Consider the following 20667-nt stretch of genomic DNA (forward strand, 5'->3'; position numbering starts at 1 on the left):
TACGGGCCTCAATCATTTGTAGGTGGTGGCATCGGTGTGCGTATTTCCCCTCACCCTAACCCTCTCCCCAAAGGGGAGAGGGTTAGGGTGAGTCCTGTAGGCCTGATAAGCGCAGCGCCATCAGGCATTTTTACGGATTACTTCGTCACCAGAATCGAATCCACCAGCTTAAATTCCGGGGCTTTTTCCAGCGGGATCACCTTGCCGGTTTTCGCGGCGTCGACCATCAGTTTCAGCCCCGTCGCGCCAATATCCGCCGGATTCTGCGCCACGGTGGCGGTCATCAGGCCGCCATCCACCATCTTGCGGGCTTCCGGAATACCATCCGTGCCGACGACCAGGATTTTGCCGGTCTTGCCCGCGTTAGCCACGGCCTGAGCCACGCCCATCGCCATGGTATCGTTGGCGCAATAGAAGGCTTTCAGATTCGGGTTGCGCTGCAGGACGTTGGTGGCAACATCCAGGGCTTTGATGCGGTCCCAGTCGGCAGGCTGGCTGGCAACCAGTTTGATCTGGCTGGCTTTTTTGAACGCCTCTGTTGCGCCGTTGCGGCGTGCTTCACCGGAGGCGTTACCCGCTTTACCTTCAATAATCGCCACGTCACCGCCTTCGGCGCCGAGTTTTTCGATGATGAAATCAGCCCCTTTTGCCCCTACCGCCACGTTATCGGTGGTGACGAACGCTTCCACGTTACCGCCCGCTTTTTTCAGGTTATCCATATCGATTTTTTCATCGAGGTTCACCAGATAGATGCCTTTCTGCCATGCGCGAGAGACCGGCATCACGAGGTTAACGGAAGAGAGCGGTGCAAAAGCGATGCCTTTATATTTCTTATTACTCAGGTCTTCGAAGAGCTGCAGCTGAGACTGAAAATCGCCTTCAGAAGGGGAGGCAAAAATATCGACGGTGACGCCCAGCGTTTTCGCTTCGTCTTCAATCCCTTTTTTCATGTCCACCCAAAACGGATTAGACAACGTTTTTAATACCACGGCATATTCTGCCGCGGCAAACGCGCTGGTGGACAACATTAAGCCCATAGCGGCGCCGCTGAAATATTTCAGATATTTATTCATAGCAGTGTTCTCAATGTAGGGTACGTTATGTTAATCCCACCGCAGTGGGATTAACTTGTTTTATGATTATTTCAGCGCGCCTGGGGAAAAGAAATCCACAATAGCGCCGGTTTTTTGCATATTCAGTGTGGCTTGTTCAATATTTTGTTGAGCAACGGAAACAAATAAAGCATCTAATAATGTTAATTGTAATATACGCGCGGAGGCGTTTCGCCCTAATAAAGGGGTCTCTGGTGCTGGCGAGCAAATAATATAATCAGCCAGTTTAGCAATCGGTGAATGATAGCTATGGGTAATACAGATAATTTTCGCGCCGTTCTTTTTAGCCAGTTCCACGGCGGCTTTCACATCGCTGGTGCGCCCGGAGTGGGAGACCACCAGCACCACGTCCCCCTCTTTTAGCAGCGAGGCGGACATCATCATGATGTGCGCGTCCTGGTACGACTGGCAACGCACCCCGATGCGCAGAAACTTATGCTGGATATCCGCGCAGATGGCGTTCGAGCCGCCGACGCCGTACAGATCGCGCTGGTTAGCCTGAGCAAAAAAGCGTGCGGCGCGGTGGATTTCATCCACGTTCACAATCGACTGGCCTTCCATGATGGTGCGCAGCGTGATGTTGAAGACTTTGTTCACCACGTCCTGTGGCGCTTCATCAAAGGAGAGTTCAGCGGGCAACACCTGCTCGGACTGGGAAAAATAGTCCACCAGCGCGCTGCGAAGATTACGAAAACCACTGAATCCCAGCAGCTTAGCCACTTTCACTATCATTGCTTCGGAAACGGCGAGCGCTTCTGCCACATCTTTAATGGCCGGGGCATCGCTCAAATTGCCCGGCTTCAACAGCCAGTCAACAATGCGGCTTTCGTTGTCGGTCATCCCTTCCTGCTTCATGCGCAAAAACGGTGCCAGGCCGATGCCGTTGGGAAGCTCTTTTTCAAATTCTGGCTGACTCATCGCTCTCTTTGTCCTTAAAAATGAAGACGACACTATATCACCACATTCCTTTGCGGAAATATGCCGCTAACTTCACAATATTTATAAATTCATAAAGTTTTATGCGGTGTGAAGTATTGGTTGTGGATGCGTGTTTAACATCATGATATTTATGTAATTAAAATTCAGGCGTGATTCTTTACTGAGCCTGCGGGTGCTATATGTGAGGGATGGTGCGCTTGTAATGGCTAAAGTGGCGGTGTAGAACTGAGCGGGAATTCGATGGTTTTGTGGTTTTATTGCACAACTGACCGGTCTTAAATCACAAACTCCATCGGGTTCGTAAAGTTAACCCACTACGAGGCATCTCATGAACAGGATTGCGTTTGGCTGTGATCACGTTGGTTTCATTCTGAAAGAGGACATTCTGGCCCATCTTCGCGCCCGCGGAGTGGAGGTGATCGACAAAGGCACCGGCTCAATGGAGCGAACGGATTATCCCCGCTATGCCAGCGCTGTGGCGCAGGCGATTGTCGACGGAGAAGTGGAGGGCGGCATCCTGATTTGTGGAACCGGGGTGGGGATTTCGATTACGGCGAACAAGTTTCCGGGCATTCGCGCGGTGGTGTGCAGCGAGCCTTATTCGGCGCAGCTTTCGCGCCAACACAATGATACCAACGTGCTGGCCTTTGGCTCACGGGTTGTCGGGCTGGAACTGGCAAAAATGATTGTCGATGCGTGGCTCGACGCGAGCTTCGAAGGCGGACGTCATCAGACGCGCGTAGAAGCCATTGCGGCGCTGGAGCAGCGTTCGTTTTGAGATTCCTCCGCTACTCGCCCACACTGGCGTTGATTAACGTAAAGCCAGCCCACCTGCTGCGAGACTGGCTTTATGAAACACACGACTACCGCTCTGTTATTTGGCCTGCTGTCATTCACCAGCCATCTGGCCCACGCTGATCTTATTGACGACGCTATTGGGAATATCCAGCAGGCGATCGGGGAAGCGTACAACCCGTCGAGCAGTCGTCAGAATGATGACGACCGGTATGAGGAGAGCCGCCGAACTGACAGTCGTCAGTATGATGACCGCCGCCGACAGCTTGAGGATCGTCGCCGTCAGTTAGATGACCGGCAGCGTCAGCTGGATCAGGACCGGCGTCAGCTGGAGGACGATGAGCGCAGGCTGGAGGAGGATTACGATCGGTGATACTGGTGCGGTCTATCGCCCGGCGGCGCTTCGCTTGCGCGGGCCTACAAGGGCACGAACCCTAGGCCGGGTAAGGCTCAGCCGCCACCCGGCAATACCTCAATCAAACACCAATCGCATCCCGTCATACCCCGCCTCAAACCCCTCGGGCAGCGGGTTATCCATCATCCATACGTCAAACTGATGGCTGATGTGCGTCAAAATGACCTGCGGGCAGCCAATCACCGCGTTGAGCGCCACCACGGTGTTCAAATCGCAATGGTTGCGCGGCGTTTCGTCGCGCGGCTCGTGGCTGCAATCGATCACCATCGCCTGCGGATGATTATTGAGTAAAAATTTCACCGTTTTGTCTGGCAGCCCGGCGGTATCAGACAGCCACGCCACGCGGCTGTGGGCGCTCTCCAGCAGATAGCCAAAGGTCAGCTTTGAGTGATTAAGCGGCAGCGGGGTGACGCGCAAACCCTGTAACTCAAACATCACGAACGGCTCCACCGTATGGCTGAAATCGAGCAGGCCGGGGTGTTTGAACAGATCGTCGCAGCCCGTTTCGTCCGGCGGACCGTAGACCGGAATCGTTGCTCCGACGCCCCAGCGCAGGGGGAACAGACCCTGGACATGATCCATATGATAGTGGGTGAGCAAAAACTGCTGAAAACTGCCCGCGGGCCAGTCGTCCATCAGATGCGGAATGCCCGCGTCGAGCAGGGTGACCGCGTCGTTGAATTTCACAACTGCGCTGCACGGGCGGCGGCGATAGCCCTCCTGCAGGCGCGCCCGGCGACAGGCCGCGCAGTCGCAGCCGAAGACGGGCACCAGCTGAGCACCGCCGGTGCCGGTGAGTTGGATGGTCAGGGCCATGGTTTCCCCCATTGAATAAATTGCCGGGTCAGCAGGGTTTTGTAGGCCGGGTAAGCGAAGCGCCACCCGGCGTTGTTTTACAGCAACTTCGTAAACCGAAAATGGCTCTGAGCATACCCTTCGCGCAGATAAAACCGGTGCGCATCCACGCGCTTTACGCTGGTCGACAACTCCGTCATCTCGGCACCGACGCTTCGCGCCTTTGCTTCGGCCCAGGCCAGCAGCTGGCTGCCGACTTTCAGGCCACGGGCCTGGGGCAACACTACCAGCTCCTGGATCTCGCCGATCCACCTGGCGTGATGCAGGTGAAACTGCAAATGCAGGCCGATCATCCCGATGATCTGCCCGTCCAGCTCCGCAAGATGGTAGTGCATGTTGCGATCCTGCAGATTCAACAGATAACCGGCGTGAAAGGCTTGCTGGTCGAACTCCGCCTGTTTGAGTTCGCAGATCAGACCGTAAACGGCCTGTGCATCGTCCGGGGTGGCGGTACGCAGCTGGCAGTCAGGCATGTTGTTTCTCCTTCTGACGGATAAGCGATAACAAATTATCGACTGACTGTAGCAAACTTCCGTCGTTATTGAGCAGATGACAGTCCGACGGCGTATAGCGCGCGGCGCGCTCCAGGCGCTGGTCGATCTCGCGTGCGCTTTCCCGCCCTCGCTGCTGCAGGCGTTCACGCAGCACCTCCTGCGACACCTGCAAACAGACCGGCATCAACGCCTGTTCGTAGCGCGCGCGGGCCTGTTGCAGGTGGGCCCGTGAGCCGTTAACCAGCACATCGAAACCGGCATGCAGCCACAGGTCGATCTCAATCCCCACGCCGTAGTAAAAGCCGTTCGCGTGCCAGCTCAGCGCCAGTAAGTTCTGGCCTGCGCGAGTAAAAAACTCCGGCTCGCTCAGGGCGATATGGTTCTCGCTGCCCGCATTCGCCGCCCGCGTGATGTAGCGATGCGCCACGAGTAATTGTGCATGTTCCTGCTGGCGCAGCGCCGACAGCAGGCTGTCTTTTCCGGAGCCGGACGGCCCCATCAGCCAGATCAGTTTTCCCATCAGAACACCCGTTTTCCCTGACGCCAGACGTGGTCGATGTGGATGTGCTCGCCCTTGCGGTGTGCCAGAACGAGATCCGCCCGTTTGCCTTCGCCAATCACCCCGCGATCGCCCAGATTGAGCGCGTCAGCCGGGTTTTTGGTCACCAGACGAATGGCCTGCGGCAGGGTGAAACTGTTGCCCGCATCGTCCGCCACGCGGAAGGCCGCATCCAGCAGGCTTGCCGGATAGTAATCAGAGGAGAGAATATCCAGAAGATTAAGCGCCGCCAGCTGGCTGGCCGCCACGTTGCCGGAGTGCGAGCCGCCGCGCACGATGTTCGGGGCGCCCATCAGGACGTTCATCCCGTGCTGGCGGGAGGCTTCTGCCGCCGCGAAGGTGGTGGGAAATTCGGCGATCACGCTGCCAAGCTGATGAGATTCATGCACGTGATCGTGAGTGGCGTCGTCGTGGCTGGCGAGGGCAATATGGCGATCCCGGCACATCGCCGCAATGGCCAGGCGATTCGGCTGCGACCATTGGGCTGCCAGCGCCAGCTGTTCCTCTTCGTAGCGCGCCATTTCGTCGTCATTCAGGGAGTATTTGCCCTGATAATATTCGCGATACTTCTCGATGTTGGCGAACTGGCGCTGGCCCGGCGAGTGGTCCATGAGGGAAACCAGGGAGACCGGCTCGCGGCCCACCAGTTTTTCAAACAGCGGCAGGGTGGTGTGGTGCGGCAGTTCGCAGCGCAGATGCAGGCGATGCTCGGCGCGGTTCAGGCCGCGCTTTTGCGTCTCTTCCACCGCGTTAATCATCTTCTCGAGATTCTCCAGGCGGTCGCCGCCGTCGCGCACGTCGCCAATCGCCACCGCGTCCAGCACCGTGGTGATGCCGCTGGCGACCATCAGCGCGTCATGACTGCTCATCGCAGAGTGGGCCGGCCAGTCGACCTTCGGGCGCGGGGTGAAGAATTTATCCAGGTTATCCGTGTGCAGCTCGATAAGCCCCGGCAGCAGCCAGCCGCCTTCGCCGTCCATCGCTTGTGGGGAACGGCTCTGGGTTTCGGCGAAGGTGCGAATCACACCGTCATGAATTTCGATCGATCCGTCGATGACTTCGTTTTCCAGCACCAGTTTGACGTTATTGATGATCATGACGGAACTCCCATCGCATGAAGACGATCGGCTACGCGATCGCGGACCGTGGCGTCGTGGAAGATCCCCACGATCGCCGCGCCGCGCGCTTTGGCCTGTTCGATCAGCTCGACGACGGCGGCGCTGTTTTTGGCATCCAGCGAGGCGGTCGGTTCGTCGAGCAGTAAAATTGGGTAATCGACGATGAACCCGCGGGCGATGTTCACGCGCTGTTGTTCGCCGCCGGAAAAGGTCGAGGGGGCCAGATGCCACAGGTGTTCCGGGACGTTGAGGCGCGTCAGCAGGCGGGCGGCTTTTGCCGCGCACGCTTCGCGGGAGACGCCGAGATCCAGCAGGGGCTGCATGACGACGTCCAGCGCGGAGATCCTCGGGATCACCCGCAGGAACTGGCTGACCCAGCCGATCGTCGCGCGGCGCACTTCCAGCACTTTGCGCGCCGGGGCTTGTACCAGATCGACCCATTCGTCGCCGTGACAGATGTGAATGTGGCCCTGGTCGGGCAGATAGTTGGCGTACAGGGAGCGCAGCAGGGTTGATTTTCCGCTGCCCGAGTGGCCGTGCAGCACCACGCATTCGCCCTTGTTGACCTCGAGAGAGGCGTTTTGCAGCACCGGCAGGCGCACGCCGTTTTGCTGGTGGAGCACAAAAGTTTTACTCACGTTTTCTACGCGGATCATGTTGGCTTCCTGGTTCTTTTTTGCCGGATGGCGGCTTCGCCTTATCCGGCCTACGGGTTTGGTGCGATCTTTTTTGCCGGATGGCGGCTTCGCCTTATCCGGCCTACGGGTTTGGTGCGATCATTTTTGCCGGGTGCGGTTTTCGTAGGTCGGGTAAGGCGAAGCCGCCACCCGACGCAAACCCACTCAATTCTGCAAAACGGACGACACCAGCAGCTGGGTGTACGGATGGTGCGGATCGTCGAGCACGCGGTCGGTTAATCCACTTTCCACCACCTGACCCTCTTTCATCACCATCAGACGGTCCGCCAGCAGACGGGCGACGCCCAAATCGTGGGTCACAATCACCACCGCCAGATCCAGCTCCACCACCAGGCCGCGCAGCAGGTCGAGCAGTCGCGCCTGGACAGACACGTCCAGCCCGCCCGTCGGCTCATCCATAAACACCAGCTTCGGATGGGTGACGAGGTTGCGGGCGATCTGCAGACGCTGCTGCATCCCGCCGGAGAAGGTGGTGGGCAGGTCGTCGATGCGTGACGCCGGGATCTCCACGTCCTCCAGCCACTGCTGGGCGGTCGCGCGAATATTCCCGTAGTGGCGCGCGCCGGTGGCCATCAGCCGTTCGCCGATGTTCCCGCCCGCCGAAACCTGGCGGCGCAGGCCGTCCATCGGATGCTGATGCACCACGCCCCATTCCGTGCGCAGCAGGCGGCGGCGCTCGGCTTCGCTCATGCCGTAGAGGGATTGATCCTGATACAGAATCTCGCCGTTCTGCGGCGTCAGGCGCGCGGAGATGGATTTGAGCAGAGTGGTTTTGCCGGAGCCGGACTCGCCGACGATCCCCAGCACTTCGCCAGGCCACAGCTCGAACGACACGTCGCTAAAGCCTTTGCCGGGCGCATACAAATGGGTCAGGTTGTTCACCGAAAGCAGCGGTTTCATTGGCCGTTCGCCTCGCTCTGTTGGCGGCAGAAATCGGTGTCGGAGCAGACAAACATGCGTTTGCCCGTATCGTCGAGCACCACTTCGTCGAGATAGCTGTGTTGGGACCCGCAGATGGCGCACGGCTCGTCCCACTCCTGCACCCTGAACGGGTGATCGTCGAAATCGAGGCTTTCGACGCGGGTGTAGGGCGGCACGGCGTAGATGCGTTTTTCACGTCCGGCCCCGAACAATTGCAGGGCGGGCATCATGTCCATCTTCGGGTTATCGAATTTCGGGATCGGCGACGGGTCCATTACGTAGCGTCCGTTCACTTTCACCGGATAGGCGTAGGTGGTGGCGATATGGCCGAAGCGGGCGATATCTTCGTAGAGTTTCACCTGCATCACGCCGTACTCTTCCAGGGCGTGCATGGTGCGGGTTTCCGTTTCGCGCGGCTCGATAAAGCGCAGCGGCTCGGGGATCGGCACCTGGAAAATCAAAATCTGATCTTCGGTGAGCGGCGTCTCCGGGATGCGGTGACGGGTCTGAATCAGGGTGGCATCTTCCGTGCGCTCGGTGGTGTTCACCCCGGTGACGCGTTTGAAGAAGTTACGAATCGACACGGCGTTGGTGGTGTCGTCCGCCCCCTGGTCGATGACTTTCAGCACGTCCGCTTCGCCAATCACGCTGGCGGTGAGCTGGATCCCGCCGGTGCCCCAGCCGTAAGGCATCGGCATTTCGCGGCCGCCAAACGGCACCTGATAGCCGGGAATGGCCACCGCTTTCAGGATGGCGCGGCGGATCATGCGTTTGGTTTGTTCGTCCAGATAGGCAAAGTTATACCCGCTGAGGTTAGCCATTTTTGCGCTCCCGTTGCAGACGTTTCAGCAGTTCGAGTTCTGCCTGGAAATCAACGTAATGCGGCAGTTTGAGGTGCGAGACAAAGCCCGCGGCTTCGACGTTATCCGCATGGGCCAGCACAAACTCTTCGTCCTGCGCCGGGCCAGAAACCGTCTCGTCGTAGTCCGGGGCCTGTAGCGCGCGGTCGACCAGCGCCATCGCCATCGCCTTGCGCTCGCCCATGCCAAACACCAGGCCGTAGCCGCGGGTGAAGTGCGGGGCGTCGTTTTCGGGGGCCACGAAGCCGTTCACCATTTCGCATTCGGTCATCAGCAGTTCGCCGACGTTGACTGCAAATCCTAGCTCTTCCGGCACGATATCGATCTCAACAAAACCGCTGCGGATTTCCGCGGCAAACGGGTGGTTGCGCCCGTAGCCGCGCTGGGTGGAGTAGGCCAGCGCCAGGAGATAGCCTTCGTCGCCGCGCATCAGCTGTTGCAGGCGTGAGGAGCGTGAGCAGGGGTAGACCGGTGGGGTGCGGGTGACGTCGTCGGGCACGCTGCCCGTGTCCTCTTCGGCCTTCGCCAGCCCCTGATTCGCCAGCAGGCTAAAGACGTGGGGCGCGTTTTCCTGCGGCGCGTCGCTGGTGTTAAGGGACGGGGATTCGCCGTTCGCCAGCAGGGTGAAATCCAGCAGGCGATGGGTGTAGTCATAGGTCGGGCCGAGCAGCTGCCCGCCGGGAATATCTTTGTAGACCGCCGAAATTCGGCGCTCCAGGCGCATCTTCGCGCTCTCCAGCGGTTCGCTGACCGCCAGTTTGGCCAGCGTCGTGCGGTAGGCGCGCAGGAGGAAGATCGCTTCGACGTTGTCACCGCTGGCCTGTTTCAGCGCCAGGGCGGCCAGTTCGCGGTCGGCGATCCCGCCTTCGGTCATGACGCGATCGACGGCCAGATTCAGCTGCTGTTCAATTTGCTCGACGCTCAGCTCGGGAAGCTGTTCATCGCCGCGTCTTCTGTGCTCTTGCAGCGCATGGGCGGCGGCTATCGCCTTTTCGCCCCCTTTGACGGCAACGTACATCAGCACACCTCGACATGTGTGGTTCGTGGGATAGCCAGCAGACGTTCGCCGCAGGTGAGGATCAGGTCGATACCCAGCGGGAACGGATGCGGACGTTCGGTCAGCTCGTGAATGATGCACTCCGGCAGCTGCGGGGCGACCATGCGCTCGTCGGCGATCCCGGCTCCGGTCAGGCGCAGCATGCGGCCACCGCTCAGGCTTGGAACCTGCAGAATTAGCGTGGCGCTGGTTTCCGGGGCGACGGCGCTGCCGGATGAGAGCGCATTAAGCTGCTCGTGACTAATCTGCTCATCGGCGACGGCAAAGATGGCCTGCTGCGGCTGATCGACCAGCGGTGCGCTGGTGTGAAAACGCAGATTCTGGCTGGCAATGTCGTTCGCCATGGTTCCCGACAGCCAGACCGGCGTATCGGCGTCGGCCAGGGTCAGCAGCACGCTGGTGGTGGCGAGGTTCAGCGGCTGCCAGCCGTGGGTGAGTTGATGCAGCGAGACAATCACGCCCGGCTCGCTCATGGCTTTCAGCAGACGACGAAAACTGTGCTGGGCGTCCTGCACGGCAAGGGTGAAAGCAGGTTGAAGCGTCATGCGTTATCTCCGCGAACGAGCGTAAAGAAGTCGACCCGGCTGGTGTTCACTTCGGCCTGACGGGCGGCGATGCGCGCGGCACGGTCGGCTTCCAGCGGGGCAATTAAGGTTTCCATTAACGACTGAAAATGAGTCGGTTCCTGCAGCAGCGCGTCGACGACGGCGCACTGTTCGGCGTGCGGTTTGTCGCGCCCGAGCTGGTAGCTGTAGCCGAGCGTGCCGCTTTTAAGGCGGATCACCGCGCGGGTGAGGGTGGCGTCCCCGGCAAAAAAGCGCTCGCCGGTGCCGCCCATCCGCGCCTGGATCTGGACCAGGCCAATCTCTGGCGCCCGGATGGTTTCGTATTCCGGATGGATGTTCAGCACGTGCAGGCGCTCACGCAGTGCGGCGGGCTGGCTGTGGGCGAGGACGCTCATCCAGCGCTGGCGGGTGGGAGTATCGAAATGCATTCAGTGCTCCATGGTGAATTCAATCATGTCGGCGCGGGTCAGGCTGACGGAGTATTCCGTCGCGTTGACGTCGCCTTCACGGTGGTTGAGGGTGCGCACGCAGAGCAGCGGCGCCATGTTCGGGATCTCCAGCACTTTGCTCTCTTTAGCCTGCGCGCGGCGGGCGCTGATCCGCGTCTGGGTGCGTCTGAGGGCGATGCCGGTGGCGTCAAACAGGAAGTCATGCAGAGAGCCGCTGGAGAAATGTTGCAGCGTCGGCCAGAGGGCGAGGTCGGCGAAGTAGTGGTCTATCTGACAGACCGCCACGCCGTTGACGCGGCGTAACGTGCGCAGATGCACCACGTTGTCGCCCTCCTGAATCCCCAGCGCATCGGCGATGTGGCTCGACGCGGGGCGCAGCACCGAGAGCAGTTTTTCGCTGGTCGGGTGGCTGCCCTGATCGAGCAGATTCTGGCTAAAACGCGCCTGCGAGTTGAGCGGGTAGTCGAACGGGCGCATCAGGACCAGCACGCCGATGCCCTGGCGGCGCTGGACCCAGCCGCGTTCGACCAGCTGGTCGATGGCGCGACGCAGGGTGTGGCGGTTCACTTCGTAACGGTCGGCGAGCTGCTGTTCCGCGGGGAGGTAGTCGCCGCAGCGGTAGTGGGTGCGCAGCTCGACTTCGAGTTTCGCGGCGATCTCTTGCCAGCGGGTGGGGTAACTGGTCGGATGTCTGGATAAGTGCATAGAAATCAAAGCCCCGCTTCTCAGATGAAGTGCTTACGCAAACGTTGAGAGAGGAAATCCAGCAGGCTGACGGTGATGATGATGAGGACCATCAGGGCGCAGGTTTGCTGGAACTGGAAGCCGCGAATCGCTTCCCACAGGGTGACGCCGATGCCGCCTGCGCCGACCATGCCGACCACCGTCGCCGAGCGAACGTTGGATTCGAAACGGTAGAGGGAGTAGGAGATTAAAAGCGGCATCACCTGCGGCAGGACGCCGTAGAGAATCTCTTCGATTTTATTGGCACCCGTGGCGCGGATACCTTCCACCGGGCCGGGCTCGATGGCTTCGACCGCTTCGGACAGCAGCTTGGAGAGCACGCCGGTGGTGTGGATGAACAGGGCCATCACGCCTGCGAAGGGACCGAGGCCGACGGCGACCACGAACAGCATCGCGAAGACCATCTCGTTAATGGCGCGGCAGGCGTCCATCAGGCGGCGCATCGGCTGGTAGATCCACCAGGGGACGATGTTTTCGGCGCTCATCAGGCCAAACGGGATGGAGAGGATGACCGCCAGCGCGGTGCCCCAGACGGCGATTTGCATGGTGACCGCCATTTCGCTGAGGTAGTCACGCCACTGGCTGAAGTCCGGCGGGAAGAAGTCGGCGGCGAAGGTCGCCATGTTGCCGGAATCTTTGACCAGCATCAGCGGGTCCATTTCCGCACCTTTCCAGGAGACGACGAGCACCGCCAGCAGGATGGCCCAGCTGATCAGCGAGAACCAGCTGCGTTTCGGGGGTGGGACGGTGATGGTTTGCATGAATTCTCCGTTGGTTGTTGATCCCCTCTCCCTTGAGGGAGAGGGTTAGGGTGAGGGGGAAATGTGCGCGCTGATGCCCTCACCCCGGCCCTCTCCCACAGGGAGAGGGAGAACAAATTACTGCACCGCTTTATTCACCGACGTCATCGCGGTAAGTGCGGCGGTCAGACGATCGAGATCTTCCAGCTGCGCCTGAATCACTGACACTTTGCTGGTCTTCTCTTCGGCATTCAGACCCTTGTTGTCCTTCACGCCCTGCATCTCTTTAAACAGCGCCAGTTGGCGGATCGGCACCAGCTGCAGGTCGCTTGAGGCGCGGAACGGCGCCCAGCCGAGACGTTCGAGAACGGTTTTCTCTTCGGCGGTTTTGCCGTAGTTCATAAAGAAGTCGTAGATCTTGTCTTTGGTGCTTTCGGAGAGGTTTTTACGCCACACAATCGGGTCGCCCGGGATCAGCGGGGATTTCCAGATCACCTTCAGCTCTTTCAGCTTGTCCGGGGCGGAGGTTTTCAGCTTGTCGAGGTTTTCGGTGTTGTTGGTGGCAACGTCGACCTGTTTATTGGCGACGGCCAGGGCGTTGGTTTCGTGGCCAGCGTTGACCGTGCGTTTGAACTCGCTGGTGGAGACGTTATTTTTCGCGAAGACGTAGTAGCCAGGGACGAGGTAACCGGAGGTGGAGTTCGGATCGCCGTTGCCGAAGGTCAGATCTTTGCGTTTGGCGAGCATGTCGTTGAGGTTATTGATTGGGCTGTCTTTGTTAACGATCAGCACGCTCCAGTAACCCGGAGAACCGTCGGCGGCAACGGTCTGGGCGAAGACCTGGCCGTTGGCGCGATCGACCGCTTCCATCGCGGAGAGGTTGCCGTACCAGGCGATGTCGACTTTGTTAAAGCGCATCCCCTGGATGATGCCCGCGTAATCCGGGGCGAAGAAGGCGTTCACTTTGATGCCCAGTTTGGTTTCCATATCTTTCAGGAAGGGTTCCCACTGGGGTTTCAGGTTTTGCTGTGACTCTGTCGAAATAATGCCGAAGTTCAGGGCTTTTTCCTGTTCCTGCTCCTGCGCATAGGCCGGGCTTAACAGGGTGCTGATGCTGAACATGCTGGTAAAGGCCAGCGCGGCAACGGCTTTGTAGCTCATGTCTATTCCTCAAGCGGGGTCGATTAAGCAGCCTGCGCGTTCTCTTCGACGCGGTTAATGCTGCGGTACAGGTGGTCAAATCGTTCGTTATCAAAGTGTTGGCTTGCGCCGTCGTAGAACACATGGCCCTGACGCAGGGCGACGATGCGCTCGCAGTAGCGCAGGGCGTAATCCACCTGATGCAGCGTGACTACGACGGTGATGCCGTCGTTCTGGTTAATGTCGCGCAGGGTTTCCATCACGATGCGGGCCGATTCCGGGTCCAGCGAGGCGATGGGTTCATCAGCGAGGATCACTTTGGCTTTTTGCATTAATGCCCGGGCGATGGCCACGCGCTGCTGCTGTCCGCCCGAGAGGGTGGAGACGCGCTGGTGGGCGAAATGGGCCATCCCGACGCGGGTCAGCGCCTGGAGCGCCTGCTGTTTTTGCGACGGCGAGAACCAGCGCAGGCAGGTGCGCCAGAACGGGGTGCTGCCGAGCGCGCCGATCAGGACGTTCTCCAGCACCGTCAGGCGGTTCACCAGGTTGAATTGCTGGAAGATACAGCCCGTTTGCGCGCGGCTTTTACGGATATCGCCCGCCAGACGGCCCGCGCGCTGCACGGTATTACCCAGCAGCTCGACGTGACTTTCTGGCGTTTTATCGCCTGTGATTAAGCCGCTGAGATGGCGCAGCAGAGTGGATTTTCCGGAACCGGAAGGCCCGAGCAGTGCCACCATTTCGCCCTGCTGGACGGTCAGATCAACGGCATGCAGAGCCTTGTTGTGGTGAAAGGTCTTGCTCAGTTTCACGACGCGGATGACAGTTTGCATGTTCAGGCCTCACGATAAATGTGGCCTCATGCTGGCGGATTAATGTGACATTTAGGTTAAGTATTGGTTGCGGGAGTTTGAAGAGTTGAGGTGAATGGGATGACAGGCGGAGGGGACGCCTCCGCCAGAGGATTACCGCTGTTTGACGACGTTGATCATCCAGGGCACGCCATATTTATCGGTCACTTTGCCGAAACCGTGCGCCCAGAAGGTCTCCTGCCAGGCCATTTCGACATTGCCCCCTTCGGCGAGCTTATCGAACCAGCCTTTGCCTTCGGCCACGTCCTGGGTGTCGAGCACCAGCGTGAAGCCTGCGTACTGGGCTTTACCGCCGGGCACGCCGTCGCTCATCATGATTTCGCTCCCGGCGATATGAACGTTGGAGTGGGCAATCGCGGTGTCGGGGAATTGCATACCGGAAGGGCAGCCTTCTTCGCTGTTTCCGTCTTTGGGCATTTCGCCGTAGGTGATTTTGTAGGTGACTTCTGCGCCGAGGGCGTGTTGGTAAAAGGCGGTGGCCTCAGCACAGTTTCCGGCGAAGGAGATGTAGGGACTTAACGGCATAATCATTACCTCAGGTAAGAGAAGCCCGTTAAGTGTAGTACGAAATTTGTACAATAATACGTAGGCCCGGTAAGCGTAGCGCCACCGGGCGCTTTGCCGGATGCGCTGCGCTTATCCGGCCTACAAAAGAACAAAGTCTTATTTATCAGTTCTTTTTAACGAACTCGGATTTGAGTTTCATCGGGCCAAAGCCGTCAATTTTGCAGTCAATATTATGATCGCCTTCGACCAGACGGATATTCTTCACTTTGGTGCCGATTTTCAGCATCGAAGAGGCACCTTTGACCTTCAGGTCTTTTACCACGGTGACGCTATCGCCGTCGGCCAGCAGATTACCGTTGGCATCTTTCACAATCAGCGCATCGCTATCTTGTGATGGTTCGGCATCATTCCATTCATGGGCGCATTCAGGGCAGATGAACATCCCATTATCTTCGTAGGTGTATTCGGAATTACATTTTGGGCAGTGTGGCAGTGACATATTGGAGTCCTCAAAAAGTGCTAACGGGGCTGGAAAGCGCCAGCCAAAACACGGCAGTTTGCCGAAAAAGGCGTCAAGTATAGCGTAAGTCCCCACATTTGTCGGTGACATTCTTTTTTTGTAAATAGTGAAATTGCGTTTTCTGGAGTGACACTTTCTGTCAGTCACTTAAGCGATGCTAACTGCGTACTTAAGATTTAAACAACGCGACGAAATATATCGAATATTTTATTGCGCAAATTGCCAGGTACTGTCATTTCGGATAAGGTGAGGTGAGCAGTTGTTATTTATCAACGGCACCCGATTTTGCTAATCCTCCTTTGGCAAGCGGGAATTACCTCTCTTTTTGGGTGGGTAAATTACTTTGATATATCCTATAGCTACATAAAAAATGGTCTACGCTCATTATCTTTCGGCTACTTTTGCCGAGAGGAGTGTACGAGCGCTTTACGCTGCAACCGGAATATATTTTGGTTTCTCATCAGGCGCTTATATTCATTGAACATATTTTCCACGCGTGATCAAAAAAGCCGAAATTTCATTATTAAAACTATCCGGCTAAATAAAAGTAATAAATTTGCGTTAAGGAAAGGCTTTTATCATGCACACACAAACAATTTTTGAATTAAGCCAGGAAGCAGAGCGGCTTCTGCAACTTGCTTTGCAGAATCTGGATGCGTTGAAATCAATGCCGATTGCGGTGCTGGATAGCACCACCGCTGCCATGACCGGGGAGACAAATAATGTCCTGCCTCTGCATTTCAGCACCCGCGGCGTGGAAACGCAGCTTTCCATGCTCAATAACGAATTACGCAAAATTACCCGTCTGGAGATGGTGCTGGCGATCGTCGGGACCATGAAGGCCGGGAAATCGACCACCATCAATGCCATCGTCGGGACAGAGGTGCTGCCAAACCGTAACCGCCCGATGACCGCGCTGCCGACGCTGATCCGCCATACGCCGGGACAGACCGAGCCGGTGCTGCATTTCGCCCACGTGTCGCCGATCGATACGCTGATCAAGCAGTTGCAGGAGAAATTGTGCAACCACGATCGCGGAAAGCTCACTCAGCGCCTTGAGATCGACAAAGACATGAACGCCCTGCTCGGGCGTATCGAGCAGGGTGAAGCATTTGAAAAACACTACCTGGGCGCACAGCCTATTTTCCAGTGCCTGAAAAATCTTAACGATCTGGTGCGTTTGTCCAAGGCGCTGGGCGTTGATTTCCCGTTCTCGGAATACGCGGCGATTGAGCATATCCCGGTGATTGAAGTGGAGTTTGTCCATCTGGCGGGTCTGGATTCCCATCTCGGTCAGTTGACGCTGCTCGACACCCCAGGACCGAACGAGGCCGGGCAGCCGCATCTGCAGAAAATGCTCAGTGAGCAGCTGGCGCGCTCGTCGGCGGTGCTGGCGGTGATGGACTACACCCAACTGAAATCGATCTCCGATGAAGAGGTGCGGCAGGCGATTTCGGCGATCGGGAAATCCGTGCCGCTGTACGCCCTGGTGAATAAGTTCGATCAGAAAGATCGCAACAGCGATGACGAAGAGCAGGTGCGGGCGATGATCTCCGGCACGCTGATGAAAGGCAATATTTCGCCGGGGCAGATCTATCCGGTGTCGTCCATGTGGGCCTATCTGGCGAACCGCGCGCGCTACGAAATCACGACCCATGGCCGTTTGCCGAACCCACAGGAGCAGCGCTGGGTGCAGGATTTTGCCGAGGCGGCGTTAGGGCGTCGCTGGCGCACGGCGGATCTGGACGATGTGGAGCACATTCGCCACGCCGCCGATCTGCTGTGGGAAGATTCGCTGTTCGAGCAGCCGATCCGCAAACTGATCTACGCCGCTTACGCCAATGCGTCGCTCTACGCCCTGCGATCCGCCTCGCATAAGCTGCTGAACTACGCGCAAAACGCTCGCGAATACCTCGATTTCCGCTATCAGGGGCTGACGGTGGCCTTCGAAGAGCTGGAGGTGAATATTGCCCGGCTCGAAGAGGATATGGCGCTGCTGCAGACGCGCCAGGATGTGGTCAGCGACGAAGTGGGGCATGAGGTTGAGCAGGCGCTCGATGCGGCTAACGCCTTTATTTCCCAGCAGAAAAACCAGATTCAGCAGGCGATTAGCCACATCTTCAATCGCGAAAATATTCTCGATTTAGCGGGCATTGAGCACATGAGCCTGCGAAACAGCTCCCCGGACGAGATGGGGCAACTGGTGCTGGACGACGAAGGGCAGGCGCAGATTGTGCTGAGCAAAATCCGCTCTTCCTGCGAGCTGATCATGCTGGATGCGCAGGGTAAAATCAGCCGCGAGCTGGCGCTGCGCTTCGATCAGCTCGAATCCACGCTGGCGCGTTCTCTGAATGAAGCGATGCGTCCGATTGAAAAACGCATCAAAGAGGAGCTGAGCCACGCCGGTTTCCGCGCGCGGATCAGCTTCCCGGCGTTCCAGGCGAGCCAGCTGAACTTCAATACGCGCGGCCTGTTTTCGGATGCCATTGCGTCGGAGAACCGTCCGGCGGGTGAAGTGTCGGGTTCCGGCAGCGTGCGGGAGACGGTGTCGCGCTGGCTGAATAATCCGGGCTGGGGTTTTGAAGATTACGTCGTGACGCGCACCCGGTATGTCATTGACGTCGCGCAGCTTCATGAGCGGTTTAAACAACATATTGATCAATTTTGTGAACAAATCGGTAAAGCTTTGGTGGCGCAGGTCGATGTCTCTGTTACGGCGGGCATGGCGACGTTTTTCGCAGAATTCTCTTTATGTCTGACCGGGTTACAGGAAAGCTTGCGTGATAGCCTCGCAGTGCGCCAGCAAAACGAGCACTCCACAAGGGCGCTCAGCCAGCTGTTGCAGCAAAGTATTACTACTGCGACGTGGATTCAGGAAGATACCCGACTGTTACGCGATGATATTCAAACCTTATTCGCGGCTGAGCAACTATGACAACACAACTACTGGACGGTCCCGGGCGGACGCTGGAGTGTATTCATCCGAAGTTTATGGTCGATCTGGTACAAGGGGTGGACGCGGTGCGTCTTCCCCCGCTCGTACCTCAGCAGCAGCAATTTCGTGAGCGTTTAACTCAGGAGATCATGACCCAGACGAAGCTTCGTCCCTGGGCGATGACGGGAATGTTCAGCGAAAATGCTGCCCTGCGGCTGGGGCTGGCGGAAAAACTGGCGGGGATGTTTGATCCCGGCCATCTGGCGTTAACGCGGATGACGGATAAGTTGACCTCACTGCGACAGCAAACCTCACGCCAGGGGCAACAGCCTCCGGGCCTGATGCAGCAGTACGACGATCTCTCCTCCCATTTTTCCCAGCGTGCAGCTTATAAAGAAAAAGCGTTATCCCAGCGCGGGCTAACGGTGCAGGCGGGCGAACACAGCGAGCAAATTTTTACCCACTGGCGGGCCGGGCAGTACGACGGCTGGTCGCTGGCGGGGCGCTGTTATATCGCGCTGGAAGAGCTGCGCTGGGGAGCATTTGGCGATGCTTGCCGCCTGGCGAACGACGATGTTGCCGCGATGCTGAAGGATAATTTACGCAGCCTGGCGGCAAATTATCTGGCGCAGGGAATTAACGCCTCTCCGGCGACCCGCCACTTCTATCAGCAATGGCTCGCTACGCCGATGTCGTCGGGGTTGATGGATCATAAAGATATGCTGGGCTGGCTGGGCGACTGGTGTCATCCGGAGCGCCATCCGGTGAGCTGGTCCGTGACGCAGAGCTGGCAGACCGTGGCGCTGGGGATGCCGAGACTCTGTTCGGCGAAACGGCTGGCGGATGCGATGGTGGGCGAGGTGTTTGGCGAGGCGTAAACCAAAACCCTCTCCGCGGAGAGGGCATGTCACAATCTTAGTGAGGTAAGGATTCAACCGGCTGTGGCTCAGTTTCCGTCTGCGAAAGCGTGCCGTAGCGTTTGGAATACAGCGCCGTAATGATCGGCACCACAATCGCGGTCACAATCACCGCTGCGGCGACCAGCGCGGTGGCTGAGGCAGCGACCGGTTCGAAGGCCGGGTTAATCTGCGCGATAATCACCGGGTTCGCCACGGCTGCTCCGGCAGCGGATGATGCGGCGACACCAGCGGTCCCATTCCCTCCCCCAATCACGCGGTCCGCGATAATCAGTGGAATACCGGTGATGACGATAACCGCGATGCCGAGGGCGATGCCCAGCAGGCCGGTGTCCATAATCACGCCCAGGTTAATGGTATTGCCCAGCGCGAAGCCGAAGAATGGAATCAGCACCGGTGTGGCTTTGCTGAAGAAATCGCGCAGGTCGGTGTCGAGGTTACCCAGGGCGAAACCGATCAGGAACGGCAGGATCGCGCCCACAAAATGGTGTGGTTCGAAGGTGGCCAGACCGGCAGAGCCGAGGATCAGCATGGTCATCAGCGGGCCGGATTCCAGCGACATCAGTACGAATGCGCCCGACTCTTCTTTGGTGCCGTACTGGTTCATCAGGCTGGCGTACAGACCGCCGTTGGTCATATCCATCGCGGAAACAATCGCCAGAACGGATAATCCGGCGAAGAATCCGGTCTGAATTCCGTTCTCAGGAATAAACATGGCGCAGACCATCGCGGCCACCCAGGCAACGGCAATTTTGGTGATGACCAGCGTGCCGGATTTGCGCAGAACGGTGCCCGTTGCCCGTAAATTAATTGACGCGCCAATACAGAAAAACCACACCGCGAGAATCGGCACGGTGCCGGTAATCATTCCTTTTGTGAACCCACCGAAATAAGCACCGGTATTCGGTGCCAGCGTATTTAGAATTGCGCCAAGTACCAGAGGGACCAGCATCATCCCGCCAGGGATGCGTTCAATCGTGGCTTTGATCTTCATGATAAATCCTCACATCTTATCTCGCGTTTCTGGCGGACAAGTCAGGTAAAAACAATGATGACATTCAGTAAGTTAAATGCCTGGTGTTTCGTCTGGTTATGCACAGGCCGCAATCCGTTTACACGTTTAAACGGTGGGTGAGTAGCATCCTCGGCGGCGTGTTCGGGCTTATCATGCGATCATTGGAATTGCGATTCAATCAAAATGAAACATGGTTTTAGTTATCTCGATCACATATTTAAGTAAACTGCGAAACGGAGCGCTTGTAATTAAAAAAGCTGTGAATTGGATGTGAATGAATGTGAGTGATTTTCTGCCGTTGCAGGAAAAATAATAACCTGCGTAATAATTATCTTAAGTCTGATAAATCATCATTATGAAGAGAGGGGGTTTTACGTTTTCTGACAACTTCTGACGTCATACGTAAATTTTTGTGAAGTTGATCACTAATTTAAACGCT

At 57.7% G+C, this 20667-nt stretch carries 23 protein-coding genes; 4 read left to right on the plus strand and 19 right to left on the minus strand.

From position 1 onward, the window contains the following. Nucleotides 1-137 precede the first annotated feature (137 nt). Nucleotides 138-1073, minus strand: coding sequence for a D-allose transporter substrate-binding protein (gene alsB / locus AC3WS9_RS01995; RefSeq protein ID WP_285145617.1), 936 nt, complete (start codon nucleotides 1071-1073; stop codon nucleotides 138-140). A gap of 66 nt (nucleotides 1074-1139) precedes the next feature. Then, nucleotides 1140-2030, minus strand: a complete 891-nt coding sequence (locus tag AC3WS9_RS02000) for a MurR/RpiR family transcriptional regulator (protein WP_282494721.1) — start codon at nucleotides 2028-2030, stop codon at nucleotides 1140-1142. Between the two features lie 349 nt (nucleotides 2031-2379). Between AC3WS9_RS02000 and rpiB the strand changes: the two genes are divergently transcribed. After that, nucleotides 2380-2829: a bifunctional allose-6-phosphate isomerase/ribose-5-phosphate isomerase RpiB gene (gene rpiB / locus AC3WS9_RS02005; RefSeq protein WP_492486405.1), complete on the plus strand. Its 450-nt coding sequence runs from the start codon at nucleotides 2380-2382 to the stop codon at nucleotides 2827-2829. A 72-nt stretch (nucleotides 2830-2901) separates the two neighbouring features. Then, the gene (gene yjdP / locus AC3WS9_RS02010; protein ID WP_492486407.1) at nucleotides 2902-3219 is read left to right on the plus strand and encodes a DDRRRQL repeat protein YjdP; all 318 of its coding nucleotides are present in this window, start codon (nucleotides 2902-2904) and stop codon (nucleotides 3217-3219) included. A gap of 99 nt (nucleotides 3220-3318) precedes the next feature. Here yjdP and phnP read toward each other — a convergent pair whose 3' ends face one another. The 16 genes from phnP to AC3WS9_RS02090 all read right to left on the minus strand — a co-directional run bounded on the left by phnP (nucleotide 3319) and on the right by AC3WS9_RS02090 (nucleotide 15340). Further along, nucleotides 3319-4077, minus strand: coding sequence for a phosphonate metabolism protein PhnP (gene phnP, locus AC3WS9_RS02015; protein ID WP_285155461.1), 759 nt, complete (start codon nucleotides 4075-4077; stop codon nucleotides 3319-3321). A gap of 77 nt (nucleotides 4078-4154) precedes the next feature. Then, nucleotides 4155-4589 carry an aminoalkylphosphonate N-acetyltransferase gene (gene phnO, locus AC3WS9_RS02020; RefSeq protein ID WP_492486409.1) on the minus strand — a complete coding sequence of 145 codons (435 nt, stop codon included), beginning with the start codon at nucleotides 4587-4589 and terminating at the stop codon, nucleotides 4155-4157. Further along, nucleotides 4582-5133, minus strand: coding sequence for a ribose 1,5-bisphosphokinase (gene phnN, locus AC3WS9_RS02025; RefSeq protein WP_095280425.1), 552 nt, complete (start codon nucleotides 5131-5133; stop codon nucleotides 4582-4584). Before phnN ends, phnO begins: the two co-directional genes overlap by 8 nt. Next, the gene (gene phnM / locus AC3WS9_RS02030) at nucleotides 5130-6266 is read right to left on the minus strand and encodes an alpha-D-ribose 1-methylphosphonate 5-triphosphate diphosphatase (RefSeq protein ID WP_492486411.1); all 1137 of its coding nucleotides are present in this window, start codon (nucleotides 6264-6266) and stop codon (nucleotides 5130-5132) included. Before phnM ends, phnN begins: the two co-directional genes overlap by 4 nt. Further along, on the minus strand, nucleotides 6263-6943 hold the full coding sequence (gene phnL, locus AC3WS9_RS02035; RefSeq protein ID WP_492486413.1) for a phosphonate C-P lyase system protein PhnL: 681 nt from the start codon (nucleotides 6941-6943) through the stop codon (nucleotides 6263-6265). The genes phnM and phnL overlap by 4 nt, the downstream gene beginning before the upstream one ends. Before the next feature lie 186 nt (nucleotides 6944-7129). Then, nucleotides 7130-7885, minus strand: coding sequence for a phosphonate C-P lyase system protein PhnK (gene phnK, locus AC3WS9_RS02040; protein ID WP_095280428.1), 756 nt, complete (start codon nucleotides 7883-7885; stop codon nucleotides 7130-7132). Beyond that, nucleotides 7882-8727, minus strand: coding sequence for an alpha-D-ribose 1-methylphosphonate 5-phosphate C-P-lyase PhnJ (gene phnJ, locus AC3WS9_RS02045; RefSeq protein ID WP_285145624.1), 846 nt, complete (start codon nucleotides 8725-8727; stop codon nucleotides 7882-7884). Before phnJ ends, phnK begins: the two co-directional genes overlap by 4 nt. After that, nucleotides 8720-9784: a carbon-phosphorus lyase complex subunit gene (locus AC3WS9_RS02050; protein WP_492486416.1), complete on the minus strand. Its 1065-nt coding sequence runs from the start codon at nucleotides 9782-9784 to the stop codon at nucleotides 8720-8722. Before AC3WS9_RS02050 ends, phnJ begins: the two co-directional genes overlap by 8 nt. Continuing rightward, entirely contained in the window at nucleotides 9784-10368 is a 585-nt protein-coding gene (gene phnH, locus AC3WS9_RS02055; protein ID WP_282494712.1) for a phosphonate C-P lyase system protein PhnH, read from the minus strand. The genes AC3WS9_RS02050 and phnH overlap by 1 nt, the downstream gene beginning before the upstream one ends. Further along, nucleotides 10365-10817, minus strand: coding sequence for a phosphonate C-P lyase system protein PhnG (gene phnG, locus AC3WS9_RS02060; protein WP_285155455.1), 453 nt, complete (start codon nucleotides 10815-10817; stop codon nucleotides 10365-10367). The genes phnH and phnG overlap by 4 nt, the downstream gene beginning before the upstream one ends. Beyond that, a complete protein-coding gene (gene phnF, locus AC3WS9_RS02065) occupies nucleotides 10818-11543 on the minus strand; it encodes a phosphonate metabolism transcriptional regulator PhnF (protein ID WP_492486418.1) in 726 nt (241 codons plus the stop codon). Nucleotides 11544-11563: 20 nt separating this feature from the next. Further along, nucleotides 11564-12343, minus strand: coding sequence for a phosphonate ABC transporter, permease protein PhnE (gene phnE / locus AC3WS9_RS02070; RefSeq protein ID WP_285150132.1), 780 nt, complete (start codon nucleotides 12341-12343; stop codon nucleotides 11564-11566). 117 nt (nucleotides 12344-12460) lie between these two features. Then, nucleotides 12461-13483, minus strand: coding sequence for a phosphonate ABC transporter substrate-binding protein (gene phnD / locus AC3WS9_RS02075; RefSeq protein WP_492486421.1), 1023 nt, complete (start codon nucleotides 13481-13483; stop codon nucleotides 12461-12463). 23 nt (nucleotides 13484-13506) lie between these two features. After that, complete coding sequence (gene phnC, locus AC3WS9_RS02080; RefSeq protein WP_492486423.1) at nucleotides 13507-14295, minus strand: phosphonate ABC transporter ATP-binding protein; 789 nt, start codon at nucleotides 14293-14295, stop codon at nucleotides 13507-13509. 132 nt (nucleotides 14296-14427) lie between these two features. Then, nucleotides 14428-14859: a VOC family metalloprotein YjdN gene (gene yjdN, locus AC3WS9_RS02085; RefSeq protein ID WP_492486425.1), complete on the minus strand. Its 432-nt coding sequence runs from the start codon at nucleotides 14857-14859 to the stop codon at nucleotides 14428-14430. Between the two features lie 145 nt (nucleotides 14860-15004). After that, nucleotides 15005-15340 (minus strand): zinc ribbon domain-containing protein YjdM, encoded by a 336-nt coding sequence (locus AC3WS9_RS02090; RefSeq protein WP_095280439.1) that lies wholly within the window; start codon nucleotides 15338-15340, stop codon nucleotides 15005-15007. Between the two features lie 601 nt (nucleotides 15341-15941). Between AC3WS9_RS02090 and crfC the strand changes: the two genes are divergently transcribed. Then, complete coding sequence (crfC, locus tag AC3WS9_RS02095) at nucleotides 15942-18296, plus strand: clamp-binding protein CrfC (protein ID WP_282494706.1); 2355 nt, start codon at nucleotides 15942-15944, stop codon at nucleotides 18294-18296. Then, nucleotides 18293-19174: a diguanylate cyclase regulator RdcB family protein gene (locus AC3WS9_RS02100; RefSeq protein ID WP_492486428.1), complete on the plus strand. Its 882-nt coding sequence runs from the start codon at nucleotides 18293-18295 to the stop codon at nucleotides 19172-19174. Before crfC ends, AC3WS9_RS02100 begins: the two co-directional genes overlap by 4 nt. Before the next feature lie 37 nt (nucleotides 19175-19211). On the opposite strand, the gene kdgT is transcribed toward AC3WS9_RS02100, so the two are convergent. Beyond that, nucleotides 19212-20207 carry a 2-keto-3-deoxygluconate transporter gene (kdgT, locus tag AC3WS9_RS02105; RefSeq protein ID WP_282494704.1) on the minus strand — a complete coding sequence of 332 codons (996 nt, stop codon included), beginning with the start codon at nucleotides 20205-20207 and terminating at the stop codon, nucleotides 19212-19214. Nucleotides 20208-20667 lie beyond the last annotated feature (460 nt).

This window comes from Lelliottia sp. EB106-05-01-XG201, assembly GCF_058791735.1.

What these genes read in the sequence shown, in the direction of transcription:
- alsB (WP_285145617.1), bottom strand. Translation starts at nt 1,073, where the DNA reads ATGAATAAATATCTGAAATATTTCAGCGGCGCCGCTATGGGCTTAATG.
- AC3WS9_RS02000 (WP_282494721.1), bottom strand. Translation starts at nt 2,030, where the DNA reads ATGAGTCAGCCAGAATTTGAAAAAGAGCTTCCCAACGGCATCGGCCTG.
- rpiB (WP_492486405.1), top strand. Translation starts at nt 2,380, where the DNA reads ATGAACAGGATTGCGTTTGGCTGTGATCACGTTGGTTTCATTCTGAAA.
- yjdP (WP_492486407.1), top strand. Translation starts at nt 2,902, where the DNA reads ATGAAACACACGACTACCGCTCTGTTATTTGGCCTGCTGTCATTCACC.
- phnP (WP_285155461.1), bottom strand. Translation starts at nt 4,077, where the DNA reads ATGGCCCTGACCATCCAACTCACCGGCACCGGCGGTGCTCAGCTGGTG.
- phnO (WP_492486409.1), bottom strand. Translation starts at nt 4,589, where the DNA reads ATGCCTGACTGCCAGCTGCGTACCGCCACCCCGGACGATGCACAGGCC.
- phnM (WP_492486411.1), bottom strand. Translation starts at nt 6,266, where the DNA reads ATGATCATCAATAACGTCAAACTGGTGCTGGAAAACGAAGTCATCGAC.
- phnL (WP_492486413.1), bottom strand. Translation starts at nt 6,943, where the DNA reads ATGATCCGCGTAGAAAACGTGAGTAAAACTTTTGTGCTCCACCAGCAA.
- phnK (WP_095280428.1), bottom strand. Translation starts at nt 7,885, where the DNA reads ATGAAACCGCTGCTTTCGGTGAACAACCTGACCCATTTGTATGCGCCC.
- phnJ (WP_285145624.1), bottom strand. Translation starts at nt 8,727, where the DNA reads ATGGCTAACCTCAGCGGGTATAACTTTGCCTATCTGGACGAACAAACC.
- AC3WS9_RS02050 (WP_492486416.1), bottom strand. Translation starts at nt 9,784, where the DNA reads ATGTACGTTGCCGTCAAAGGGGGCGAAAAGGCGATAGCCGCCGCCCAT.
- phnH (WP_282494712.1), bottom strand. Translation starts at nt 10,368, where the DNA reads ATGACGCTTCAACCTGCTTTCACCCTTGCCGTGCAGGACGCCCAGCAC.
- phnG (WP_285155455.1), bottom strand. Translation starts at nt 10,817, where the DNA reads ATGCATTTCGATACTCCCACCCGCCAGCGCTGGATGAGCGTCCTCGCC.
- phnF (WP_492486418.1), bottom strand. Translation starts at nt 11,543, where the DNA reads ATGCACTTATCCAGACATCCGACCAGTTACCCCACCCGCTGGCAAGAG.
- phnE (WP_285150132.1), bottom strand. Translation starts at nt 12,343, where the DNA reads ATGCAAACCATCACCGTCCCACCCCCGAAACGCAGCTGGTTCTCGCTG.
- phnD (WP_492486421.1), bottom strand. Translation starts at nt 13,483, where the DNA reads ATGAGCTACAAAGCCGTTGCCGCGCTGGCCTTTACCAGCATGTTCAGC.
- phnC (WP_492486423.1), bottom strand. Translation starts at nt 14,295, where the DNA reads ATGCAAACTGTCATCCGCGTCGTGAAACTGAGCAAGACCTTTCACCAC.
- yjdN (WP_492486425.1), bottom strand. Translation starts at nt 14,859, where the DNA reads ATGCCGTTAAGTCCCTACATCTCCTTCGCCGGAAACTGTGCTGAGGCC.
- AC3WS9_RS02090 (WP_095280439.1), bottom strand. Translation starts at nt 15,340, where the DNA reads ATGTCACTGCCACACTGCCCAAAATGTAATTCCGAATACACCTACGAA.
- crfC (WP_282494706.1), top strand. Translation starts at nt 15,942, where the DNA reads ATGCACACACAAACAATTTTTGAATTAAGCCAGGAAGCAGAGCGGCTT.
- AC3WS9_RS02100 (WP_492486428.1), top strand. Translation starts at nt 18,293, where the DNA reads ATGACAACACAACTACTGGACGGTCCCGGGCGGACGCTGGAGTGTATT.
- kdgT (WP_282494704.1), bottom strand. Translation starts at nt 20,207, where the DNA reads ATGAAGATCAAAGCCACGATTGAACGCATCCCTGGCGGGATGATGCTG.